The organism is Tepidiphilus thermophilus, from assembly GCF_001418245.1.
In the GTDB taxonomy this organism is placed as follows: domain Bacteria; phylum Pseudomonadota; class Gammaproteobacteria; order Burkholderiales; family Rhodocyclaceae; genus Tepidiphilus; species Tepidiphilus succinatimandens.
This window is the reverse complement of the sequence record NZ_LIPU01000026.1, coordinates 1-10,721: the sequence shown is the minus strand read 5'-3', so window position 1 is coordinate 10,721 and position 10,721 is coordinate 1. Positions and strand designations below refer to the sequence as shown.

At 68.1% G+C, this 10,721-nt stretch carries 9 protein-coding genes and 2 pseudogenes; 9 read left to right on the top strand and 2 right to left on the bottom strand.

Going from position 1 to position 10,721, the window contains the following annotated elements; genetic code table 11:
• A partial coding sequence (locus ASC37_RS11005) for a helix-turn-helix domain-containing protein (RefSeq protein WP_072248007.1) occupies positions 1–218 on the bottom strand: 218 nt, incomplete at its 3' end.
• A gap of 331 nt (positions 219–549) precedes the next feature.
• Here ASC37_RS11005 and ASC37_RS11785 point away from each other — a divergent pair.
• The 9 genes and pseudogenes from ASC37_RS11785 to ASC37_RS10960 all read left to right on the top strand — a co-directional run.
• Positions 550–804: pseudogene (locus tag ASC37_RS11785) on the top strand (PLP-dependent transferase); the annotation flags it as partial.
• Positions 805–815: 11 nt separating this feature from the next.
• A complete protein-coding gene (locus tag ASC37_RS10995) occupies positions 816–1,613 on the top strand; it encodes an ABC transporter permease (protein WP_082438490.1) in 798 nt (265 codons plus the stop codon).
• On the top strand, positions 1,603–2,982 hold the full coding sequence (locus ASC37_RS10990; RefSeq protein ID WP_055424408.1) for an ABC transporter ATP-binding protein: 1,380 nt from the start codon (positions 1,603–1,605) through the stop codon (positions 2,980–2,982). The genes ASC37_RS10995 and ASC37_RS10990 overlap by 11 nt, the downstream gene beginning before the upstream one ends.
• Positions 2,979–6,257, top strand: coding sequence for a methyltransferase domain-containing protein (locus ASC37_RS10985; RefSeq protein ID WP_088178287.1), 3,279 nt, complete (start codon positions 2,979–2,981; stop codon positions 6,255–6,257). Before ASC37_RS10990 ends, ASC37_RS10985 begins: the two co-directional genes overlap by 4 nt.
• Positions 6,254–7,282, top strand: a complete 1,029-nt coding sequence (locus tag ASC37_RS10980; RefSeq protein WP_055424406.1) for a GHMP family kinase ATP-binding protein — start codon at positions 6,254–6,256, stop codon at positions 7,280–7,282. Before ASC37_RS10985 ends, ASC37_RS10980 begins: the two co-directional genes overlap by 4 nt.
• A complete protein-coding gene (locus tag ASC37_RS10975) occupies positions 7,279–7,857 on the top strand; it encodes a D-sedoheptulose-7-phosphate isomerase (protein WP_082438489.1) in 579 nt (192 codons plus the stop codon). Before ASC37_RS10980 ends, ASC37_RS10975 begins: the two co-directional genes overlap by 4 nt.
• Entirely contained in the window at positions 7,857–8,564 is a 708-nt protein-coding gene (locus ASC37_RS10970; RefSeq protein WP_055424405.1) for a nucleotidyltransferase family protein, read from the top strand. The genes ASC37_RS10975 and ASC37_RS10970 overlap by 1 nt, the downstream gene beginning before the upstream one ends.
• Positions 8,561–9,229: a D-glycero-alpha-D-manno-heptose-1,7-bisphosphate 7-phosphatase gene (locus ASC37_RS10965; protein ID WP_082438488.1), complete on the top strand. Its 669-nt coding sequence runs from the start codon at positions 8,561–8,563 to the stop codon at positions 9,227–9,229. The genes ASC37_RS10970 and ASC37_RS10965 overlap by 4 nt, the downstream gene beginning before the upstream one ends.
• 226 nt (positions 9,230–9,455) lie before the next feature.
• Positions 9,456–10,421 (top strand): IS481-like element ISRme14 family transposase, encoded by a 966-nt coding sequence (locus ASC37_RS10960; protein ID WP_055424404.1) that lies wholly within the window; start codon positions 9,456–9,458, stop codon positions 10,419–10,421.
• Here ASC37_RS10960 and ASC37_RS11580 read toward each other — a convergent pair.
• Positions 10,411–10,551: pseudogene (locus ASC37_RS11580) on the bottom strand (transposase); the annotation flags it as partial. The gene ASC37_RS10960 and the pseudogene ASC37_RS11580 overlap by 11 nt on opposite strands.
• Positions 10,552–10,721 lie beyond the last annotated feature (170 nt).

Genomic DNA, 10,721 nt, shown 5'->3' with positions numbered 1-10,721 from the left:
CTACGGTAGCGCTCCACCAGCGCCATCACTTCATCGACCGGCGCCTTGCGGTGCGAGACCTGCCTCAGACGCCGGTCAACCAGGCCCTCCAACCCCTCCTCTTCGTAGCGGGCAATGTAGCGCCGAAATGTCCGGTCACACACCCCCAGGAGCCTGGCCGCCTCTTCCTGCGTCAGCCGACCCGACTGCCAGCCCTCGTACGCTTCCTCAAACCGCATCTTCCGTACCTCCTGTAGCAACTGCGTCCGTCTCATTAGGCACCTCCTTCCATACCTAATGAAAACCGGACAAACCTCGTGCTACAAGTCCGGACAGTTTATTTGTTCGCTACAATCAGGCGACAACTATCTTGACTTGTTCCGGGTTCTATGGCAAGCTTTTTCGCCATCAGTATCCGGGCGCGTTGATGTGGCTGGTAACACTTGGGGTGTGGCTGCGCTTTGGCTTGGCTGCGGCGTATCTGACCGTGCGGCGTTTGCTCGCAGGGGTGGGGTTGAAGCGTGGCTGAGTTGCGCGTTGGCGTGCTGGGCGCAAGCAGTTTGGTGGGTAGGCATCGTCTCGGTGGTGCTGCGCGGCGGCTACGAGGCCGCACGCCGCTTCTGCGAACGGACCCGGCTGTTCACCCTGGCCGAGTCGCTCGGCGGCGTGGAAAGCCTGGTCAACCACCCGGCGGTCATGACCCACGCCTCGGTGCCCCCGGAGCGCCGCGCCCGCCTGGGCATCTCCGACGCCCTGGTGCGCCTGAGCGTGGGCGTGGAGGCGCTCGAGGACCTGCGTGACGACCTGGAGGATGCGTTGCGCTGATGGCGGAGAGCATGAGCCAACTGTTGCCCAGGGTCCTGCAGTATCGTTCCCTGCTGGCTGAGCTGACCAAGCGGGAGATCCTGGGCAGGTACCGCGGCGCGGCGATCGGGTTGCTGTGGTCGCTGATCAGCCCGTTCCTGATGTTGATGGTCTACACCCTGGCGTTCGGTTACATCCTAAAGAGCCGGTGGCCTGGCACCTCGGGCTCGACCACGGACTTCGCCCTGATCCTGTTCACCGGCCTGATCATCCACGGGTTCTTCGCCGAGTGTCTGACGCGGGCCCCCAATCTGGTCCTGTCCAATCCCAGCTACGTGAAACGGGTGGTGTTTCCGCTGGAGCTGCTGGCCTGCAGCACCATGCTCACCGCCCTGTTCCACCTCGGCATGAACGCTCTTGTGCTGATCCTGCTCAAGTGGGTCTGGCACGGGGAGCTGTTCTGGCACACGCTGCTGCTGCCGGTGGTGATCGCGCCGCTGGCGATCCTGGCCGTGGCGGTTGGCTGGTTCCTGTCCGCGCTCGGCGTCTACCTGCGCGACATCGGCCAGATCGTCGGCGTGCTGGCGGCGGCGATGCAGTTCCTGTCCTCGGCCATCGTGCCGGTGGACAGCCTGCCCGAGAGCTACCGTTGGGTGTTCTATGCCAACCCGCTGACCATGATCATTGACCAGGCGCGCGAGGTCGTGATCTGGGGGCGGATGCCGGACTGGAGCGCCCTGGGTCTGTATACCGCCTGTGTCACCATGCTGGGGGCGCTGGCCCTGGCCGTCTTCCGCAGGATGCGCGGAGGGTTCGGCGATGTCCTCTGAGCGGCAACAGCCGGCTCTGGGCGAGCCGGTGATCCGGGTGGACGGGGTCGGCAAGACCTACCGGATGTACGAGAAGCCATCGCAGCGCCTGTGGCAGGCACTCACCGGCCGCGACGGCAAGCACCGGGAGTTCCACGCCCTGCGCGACGTGTCCTTCCAGGTTCGGCGCGGCGAAACGGTGGGCATCATCGGCCGCAACGGTTCGGGCAAGTCCACGCTGCTGCAGATCATCGCCGGCACCCTGAGGCCGACCACCGGCACCTGTCAGGTGCACGGCCGGGTGGCCGCCCTGCTGGAGCTGGGCAGCGGCTTCAACCCCGACTTCACCGGGCGCGAGAACGTCTACCTCAACGGCACGATCCTGGGCCTGACGCGCGCCCAGATCGACGAGCGCATGCAGCAGATCCTGGACTTCGCCGACATCGGCGAGTTCATCGACCAGCCGGTGCGCAGCTATTCCAGTGGCATGGCCGTGCGCCTGGCCTTCGCGGTCATCGCCCATGTGGACGCGGACATCCTCATCGTCGACGAGGCGCTGTCGGTGGGCGACGCGTTCTTCGCGCAGAAGTGCATGCGCTTCCTGCGCAACTTCCAGAAGCACGGCACGCTGCTGTTCGTCAGCCACGACGCGGCCGCCGTCACCAACCTGTGCTCCAGGGCGATCTGGCTGGAGGACGGACAGGTGCGGATGGAGGGCAGCGCCGGCGCCATAGTCGAGGCCTACATGGCCCAGCAGCACGCGCGCGGTCGCGCCGACGCTGTCGGCGAGGTCGTCCACGTGGACGTGGGCGTGGAGCGGCGCAGGCAGCGGGAGGAGGCCTGCCGGGAGGACTTCCGCAAGAAGCTGATGGACGAGCTGGGCGTCTGCAACCGCCTGGCGGTGTTCGAATTCGACCCGGACCGCGCCGGCCCGCAGTTCGGCGCCGGCGGTGCCACCATCGTGGACGTGGCCCTGCTGGATGCCGAGGGGCAGCCCGCTCCGCTGCTTTCCGGTGGCGAAGTGGTCAACCTGCGCATCAGCGTGCGTGCGAACAAGGCGCTGGAGTCGACGATCGTCGGCTTCTACGTGAAGGACAGGCTGGGGCAGCGCCTTTTCGGCGACAACACCTATCTGGCCTATCGCAACGCCGATACGTCCATGGCGGCCGGTGAGGTCATCGATGCGACTTTCCGGTTCCGCATGCCGGTGCTTCCATCGGGAAGCTACATGGTGGACGCGGCGGTCGCGTCCGGAAGCCAGGACGACCATACCCAACAGCACTGGCTGCACGATGCCCTCGAGTTCCGTGCGGTCGACGAAACCATGCGCCATGGGCTGGTAGGCATCCCCATGGCCGCCATCGAGATTGCACGCAGGCAGGGCGAATGAGCATGAAATTCACGGGCGAGCGCTTCATCCCCACGGAGGGGGGCGAAATCCGCCAAGAGCACCTCCATCGCTACTCCTGGTGCCTGTCGGCGGTGGCGGGCAAGGACGTCCTGGACGTCGCCTCGGGGGAGGGCTATGGCAGCGCCGCCATGGCTCGGGTCGCGCGTTCCGTCGTGGGCGTGGACATTTCGCAGGAGGCGGTGGAACACGCCCGGACGAAGTACGCCGGTATCGCCAACCTCCGCTTCGAACAGGGTTCGGCCGCCGCGCTCCCTCTGCCGGACAACTGCGTGGACGTGGTCGTCTCCTTCGAGACGCTGGAACACCTCCATGAGCAGGAGGAGATGATCGCCGAGATCCGGCGCGTCCTCAGGCCGGAGGGCTGCCTGATCCTTTCCTCGCCCAATCGCAAGGTGTATTCGGAGAAGGCGGGCCACCACAACGAGTTCCATGTCCGCGAGCTGGACATGGCCGAGCTGTCCGAACTGCTCGGGCGCCACTTCCCGGCCGTGCGGTACGTCGGCCAGCGTCTCGCGGTGGCCTCCACGATCACCCATCTGGCGCCCGACCGCCTGTCGGGAAGCTGGCAGGGCCTGGCCGAGGCGGCGGGGGCCGTCGAGGAGCGCGTGGCCACGTGGGACGAGCCGGTGTACTTCATCGCCTTGGCGGCCGCGGACGAGCGCCTGCTGCCCGGGCTGGGGCCGTCCATCCTGTTGTCGGAGACAGAGGATCTCTACGAGCGCCACCGTGAAGTGGCCAGGTGGGCACAGGCGCAGGACAAGGAGATCACCGAGTGGCGCTCCCGTTACGCGACTCTGCAGGGCGAGTTCGAGGAGCGGACCGCCTGGGCGCTGTCCCTCGACCGGGAGCTGGGTTCGCTCCGGGATACGCTCGGCGAGCTGCGCCAGGCACATGAGGCGCTGGAGCAGGCGCACACGGCCCTCGAGCGTAGCCACGGCGAGGTCCGGCGCGAGTACGACGATCTCCGGCGGACGCACGAGGCCCTCGAGCGTAGCCACGGCGAGGTCCGGCGCGCGTACGACGATCTCCGGCGGACGCACGAGGCCCTCAGGAACCTGCTCCAGGCGGTACTCTCGTCCCGCTCCTGGCGGGTAACCAAGCCCCTCCGCTTCGCTGCACGCGTGGCGCGCGGCGACTGGGCAGCAGTGGTCGCTTCCCTGCGCGGTCGCGGGCTGGGATCGCATCCGCTGTTGGCGCCCTTCGCGACGCCGGTCCGGCGGTGGCTGCTGGCGAGGACGGAGAAGCAGCGGGCCAGGGCGATCACCGCGCAGGTGGTGACCGCAGTCCAGGACGTGGAGCACGTCCTGGATGGTCTTGCGGTGCCGGTGTTCGACGCGCCCCGCGTGTCCATCATCATTCCGGCCTACGGCAACCTCGGCTACACCGCCGCCGCGGTTCGCTCGATCGTCGAATCCGCGCCGCGCGTGCCGTACGAGATCATCGTCGCGGAGGACGCCTCCGGCGATCCGGAGATCGGGCGCCTGGCCGGGGTGCCGGGGCTGCGCTACCACGAGCATCCGCAGAACCTCGGTTTCATCCGTTCCTGCAACGCCGCGGCCGAACTGGCGCGCGGCGAGTACGTGTGCTTCCTCAACAACGACACCCAGGTGATGCCGGGCTGGCTGGACGGCCTGCTGGACGTGTTCGCCGACCATCCGGACGCCGGCATGGCCGGTTCCAGGCTGGTGTATCCGGACGGTCGCCTGCAGGAGGCCGGCGGCATCGTCTGGCGCGACGGCTCGGCCTGGAACTACGGCCGCCTGCGCGACCCGGGCGAGCACGAGTTCAACTACGTGCGCCCGGTGGATTACTGCTCCGGCGCCAGCATCCTGCTGCCGCTGGCCCTGTTCCGTGAGCTGGGCGGTTTCGACGAGCACTACTGTCCGGCCTACTGCGAGGACTCGGACCTGGCGTTCAAGGTGCGCCAGGCCGGGCGTCAGGTCTACTACACGCCGTTCTCCACGGTGGTGCACTTCGAGGGCATCTCGCACGGCACCGACACCTCCGGCGGCGTGAAGGCCTACCAGGTTGCCAACCAGGAGAAGCTGCGCAAGCGCTGGGAGGGCGCCCTGCAGGCGCACTATCCCAACGGCAAGCACGTGTTCCGTGCCCGCGACCGCTCGTGGGGCCGCAAGGTGGCGCTGATCGTGGACCATTACGTGCCGCAGCCGGACCGCGATGCCGGCTCGCGGACCATGGCGGCCTTCATCGACGCCCTGCTGGGCGCCGGCTGGGTGGTCAAGTTCTGGCCCGACAATCTGTGGCTGGATCCCGACTACGCGCCGGCACTGCAGCGCCGCGGCGTGGAGGTCATCTACGGCAGCAGGCGGGTGGGTGGATTCGAGGAGTACCTGCGCGAGTGTGGCGCGGAGCTGGACGCGGTGCTGCTGTCCCGCCCGCAGATCTCGGTGCCGTACCTGCAGGCCCTCCGCAGCGTCGTGCCGCAGGTGACGGTGGCCTACTACGGCCACGACCTGCACTTCCGCCGCCTGCTGCGCGAGGCGGACGTGTCCGGACGCGAAGACCTCCGCGCCGAGGCGGAGCGCTTCGAGGCGATGGAGCGTGAGCTGTGGCGCGGCGCGGACATCGTCCTGTATCCGTCCCAGGAGGAGGCCGACGAGGTGGCGGCGCTGCAGCCGGGCACGCGCGTGCGCGCCATCGCGCCCTACGCGTTCGACCGCTTCAACGACGCCGCCGAACCCGATGGCCGTTCCGGGCTGCTCTTCGTGGCCGGCTTTGCCCATTCGCCGAACGTGGATGCGGCCCTGTGGCTGGTGCAGGAAGTGATGCCCCGGCTGTGGCGCACGTATCCGGACCTCAGGCTCTCGCTGGTCGGTTCCAAGCCGACCGACGCGGTCCGCGCGCTCGCCGGCGGGCTGGTGGAGGTCACCGGCTACGTGAGCGACGAGGAACTGGTCCGGCGCTACCATCAGGCCCGCGTGGCGGTGGTGCCGTTGCGCTACGGTGCGGGAGTCAAGGGCAAGGTCGTGGAAGCGCTGCAGAACGGCGTTCCCGTGGTGACGACCGGGGTGGGTGCGCAGGGCATGCCGGGTCTGGAGGACGTGGCGGCCGTCGAGGACGGTCCGGAAGGGCTGGCGGATGCCATCGCCGCGCTGCTGGCCGACGACGAGCTGTGGCGCCGCCGCTCCCGCGCCGGTGCGCGCCTGGCCGCCTCGCTGTTCTCCCGCCAGGCGCTGTCGGCGCAGCTGGTGGACGCCCTCTCGATCGAACCAAGCAAGGAAAACCGGAAATGATCGTCAGATCCCGCGCGCCGTTGCGCCTGGGCCTGGCTGGTGGCGGTACGGACGTGTCGCCGTTCAGCGACCAGCACGGTGGCTTCGTCATGAACGTCACCATCGACAAGTTCGCCTACGCGACCGTCAGCGACGCCCGGTCGGACCTGGCGGAGTTCGAGGCGCAGGACGCCGGCCACGCGGACCGGATGGACCCGGCCAGGGTGGACCTGGCGCCGGGCCCGACCCAGCTGATGCGCGGCGTCTACCTGCGCGTGTGCCAGCAGTTCCTGGGCGGCAAGCGTCCGGCGCTGCGCGTGCGCGCCCACTCCGACGCCCCGCCCGGCTCCGGCCTGGGCTCGTCCTCGACCATGGTGGTCACCCTGGTGGCCGCGTTCAACGAGTACTTCGGCCTGGCCCTGGGCGAGTACGAGATCGCCCACCTGGCCTACGAGATCGAGCGCAAGGACCTGGGCCTGTCCGGCGGCAAGCAGGACCAGTACGCCGCGGCGTTCGGCGGTTTCAACTTCATGGAGTTCTACGCCGGGGACCGGGTCATCGTGAACCCGCTGCGCATCAAGGACTGGGTCTGGTGCGAGCTGGAGGCCAGCCTGGTGCTGTACTTCACCGGCGTGTCGCGGGCGTCGGCCGCCATCATCGACGAGCAGTCGCGCAACGTCCGCGAGGGCAGGACCCAGTCGCTGGAGGCCATGCACCGGCTCAAGCTGGAGGCGGTGCAGATGAAGGAGTCGCTGCTGCGCGGCGACCTGGCGCGGTTCGCCGAGGTGATGCAGTCGGGCTGGGAGGCCAAGAAGAAGATGGCCAGCAGCATCACCAACCCGATGATCGACCAGATCGAGGCGCTGGCCTTCGCCAACGGTGCCCGCGCGGCGAAGGTCTCCGGCGCGGGTGGCGGCGGGTTCATGATGTTCGTCTGCGACCCGTCCGAGCGGGTGCGCCTGGTGCGTGCCCTGTCCGGTGCCGGTGGCACCGTGTACGACACCCATTTCACTCCCTACGGAGCCACCTCGTGGAAAATCGGATAAACCAGTTCGTCCAGGCCGAGTTCGACAAGACCCTGGCCAACTTCAACGCGATGGCGGCCGATGCCGGCCTGCGTGAGCAGATCGCCCGGGCCGTGGCCATCTGCGTCGAGGCGCTGCGGGCCGGCCGCAAGATCCTGTTCTGCGGCAACGGCGGCAGCGCCGCCGACGCCCAGCACTGGGCCGGCGAGCTGGTCAGCCGGTTCTACTACGACCGCCCGGGCCTGCCGGCCATCGCGTTGACCACCGACACCTCGATCCTGACGGCGATCGGCAACGACTACGGCTACGACTACACCTTCGCCCGCCAGGTCGAGGCACTGGGCCAGGCCGGCGACGTGCTGGTGGCCATTTCCACCTCCGGCCGCTCGAAGAACGTGCTGCGCGCGCTCGACGTCGCCGAACAGAAGGGCATCAAGGTGATCGGCTTCACCGGTGCCTCCGGCGGCGACATGGCCGGGCGCTGCGAGGTGTGCTTCAAGGTGCCGTCCACCGAGACGCCGCGCATCCAGGAGGGGCACGAGTTCATCGGCCATCTGCTGTGCGCGCTGATCGAGAGCGAAATCTTCCCGCGCTGATGGCCGCCGAGGAGATCATCATCCTGGTCGGCGGCCTGGGCACGCGCCTGCGCCAGGTCGTCCCGGACCTGCCCAAGCCGCTGGCCCCGGTGGCCGGCCGCCCGTTCCTGGCCTGGCTGCTGGATGCCTGCGCGGACGCGGGCCTGCGCCGGGTGATCCTGGCCACCGGCTACCGCGCGCACCAGATCGAGGAACAGGTGGGCGACCGCTGGCGGGACATGGAGGTCGTCCATTCGGTGGAGGAGTCGCCGTTGGGCACCGGCGGCGCCATCCGCCAGGCCCTGGCATACGTGCGGGGCGACGGCGTCCACTTGGCCAACGGCGACACTTTCCTCCGCTACGACCCGCGGGCGCTGGAGGACGCCACCCGCGCGCGTGGTTGCGTGCTGGGGATCGCCCTGGCGGCGGTGGACGACGTCGGCCGCTACGGCGCGGTGGAGGTCGCCGACGGGCGCGTGGTGGGCTTCCGCGAGAAGGGCGGCGTCGGCGCCGGTCTGATCAATGCGGGCAGCTACTTCCTGGCCGCCGAGGGATTCGCGCGCCTGCCGGACGCCGCCGGCGCCTGGTCGTTCGAGGAACAGGTGCTGCGCCCGTGGAGCGCGGCCGGGCAGGTGGCGGCGTTCGAGCGCACCTCCGACTTCATCGACATCGGCGTGCCCGAGGACTATGCCCGGGCGCAGTCGCTGTTCTCCGCGCCCCCGCCATGAGCGCCGGGATCCGCGAACCCGTGGTGACCTCCACGCCGGAGGCCGCCGGACTGGCCGGCCCAGGCCCGCACAAGGCATTGTTCCTGGACCGGGACGGCGTCATCAACGTCAACCACGGCTACGTCCACACGCCCGGGCAGACCGACTGGGTGCCCGGCATCTTCGACCTGGCTCGGGCCGCACGTGCCGCCGGCTACGCCTTGGTGGTGGTCACCAACCAGGCCGGCATCGCCCGCGGCTATTACGACGAGGCGCAGTTCCGCGCCTACACCCGCTGGATGCACGCGCGCTTCGCCGAGGAGGGCGCGCCGCTGCTGGCGACCTATTACTGCCCGCACCACCCGGAGGCGGGGCAGGGCGCGTACAAGGTGGCCTGCGCCTGCCGCAAGCCGGAGCCGGGGATGCTGCTGGAGGCCATTGGCCGGCACGGGCTGGATCCGGCCGGGTCGGTGATGGTCGGCGACACGCCCAAGGACATGGAGGTGGCCGCGGCTGCGGGGGTCGTCCGCCGGTTCCTGCTGTGCGGCCCCGGGGCGGAGCCGGGCGAGAGTGCGGCGGGGATCGCGGTCGCCAGCCTGGACGAGGTTGCCAGGACGCTGGTGGCCGGCGCCGGGGGGGCCGCTCCGGCGGCCGGCCGTCACGGTTCGCGCGCGCCGCTGGCGTGAAAGCTTGAAGTGCATGGGCAATGCCCGGATCATCGGCGCCCGATGCGGCCGGTCGTCGCCAGGCACGGGCCCGGCGGACCACGCGACGCAAAGCGGCTTGCCATCCATGGATCCGACGACAGTGCCGGTTGGAGTAACGAGGTTCGAATTGCCTGCGGGAATCCCGCGGGTCTTTTCCTGAAAGGCGAGTCCGGTAACACACAAGAACGCCACCACGACACCCAGGATCCGCGCCGAGATCCAGGTCAGCAAGGAGCCCATGAGGGTTCTGGCCCAGCGCTTTGGCGTGAGTGTCTCCACCATCGCTCGCTGGAAGAAGCGTGCATCGGTTCATGACGCCTCCCATACCCCTCATCGACTGCAAACCACGCTGACGCCGGCCCAGGAGTCCATCGTGCTCGTCTTGCGTAAAAGCCTGGGCCTTTCGCTGGATGACCTGCTGGCAGTCGTACGCGAGTTCATCCATCCGACCGTCTCACGCGCTGCCTTGCACCGCATGCTCAAACGCCATGGAGTGTCGGCGCGCGAGGCATTGAGCGTGGATCGCCCCAGGACCAAGCCGTTCAAGGCCTACGAGCCCGGCTTCGTCCACATCGATGTGAAGTACCTGCCGCAGATGGCGGACGAAACCACGCGGCGTTACCTGTTTGTGGCCATTGATCGCGCCACCCGCTGGGTGTTCGTGCGTGTCTATGCCAGCAAGAGCGCTACCAACGCCCGGCGCTTCCTGAAGGAATTGCACAAGGCCGCTGCCTTCCGTATCCGAACGATCCTGACCGACAACGGCAAGGAATTCACGGATCGCTTCATCACACGGGGAGAGCGTACGCCGACCGGCAGGCATCAGTTCGATCAGCTCTGCGAGGAGCTAGGCATTGAGCATCGCCTGACCCGCCCAAAACACCCGCAGACCAACGGCATGGTTGAACGCTTCAACGGGCGCATCGCCGACATCCTGCGCACCCATCACTTCCATTCCGGCGAAGAACTTGAGGCCACCATCCTGCGGTATGTCTGGCTGTACAATCACCAACTGCCACAGAAAGCCTTGGGGCATGTCAGCCCCATCCAGGCCATGAAACAATGGCAGCGATCACACCCCGAACTGTTCAACAGACGTGTTACCAATCAGCCGGGACACGACACTGTAAATTTCCGTGGTGTTGGTCATGACGCCGGGGTTACGGGTTGAGGTTGAGATAGACCTTGCCGGTCATCCACTCGTCGTCGAGTTCGGCCAGCAGCGCCGAGACCAGGCGCAGGCAGGAATCCATGTTGGGGAAGATGCTGGCCAGTCGGGTGCGTCGTCGCAGTTCCCGGTGTCGGGTAGCAGGACGGCATTACTGCCGCCCCGCCCCCTAAGAACCGTACGTGCGAGTTTCCCCGCATACGGCTCAAGCCTCTGCAAAGCTCCTTTTGACAGGAGCCGGCAGTTCACTTACCACCTTGGCTGTGGAGCTGTCTGTGGCAGTTCGGGTGAAGGAGTTGCAGG

Excerpts from the sequence above, each read along its gene's own strand:
- ASC37_RS10995 (WP_082438490.1), top strand. The coding sequence starts at position 816 with ATGAGCCAACTGTTGCCCAGGGTCCTGCAGTATCGTTCCCTGCTGGCT.
- ASC37_RS10990 (WP_055424408.1), top strand. The coding sequence starts at position 1,603 with ATGTCCTCTGAGCGGCAACAGCCGGCTCTGGGCGAGCCGGTGATCCGG.
- ASC37_RS10985 (WP_088178287.1), top strand. The coding sequence starts at position 2,979 with ATGAGCATGAAATTCACGGGCGAGCGCTTCATCCCCACGGAGGGGGGC.
- ASC37_RS10980 (WP_055424406.1), top strand. The coding sequence starts at position 6,254 with ATGATCGTCAGATCCCGCGCGCCGTTGCGCCTGGGCCTGGCTGGTGGC.
- ASC37_RS10970 (WP_055424405.1), top strand. The coding sequence starts at position 7,857 with ATGGCCGCCGAGGAGATCATCATCCTGGTCGGCGGCCTGGGCACGCGC.
- ASC37_RS10965 (WP_082438488.1), top strand. The coding sequence starts at position 8,561 with ATGAGCGCCGGGATCCGCGAACCCGTGGTGACCTCCACGCCGGAGGCC.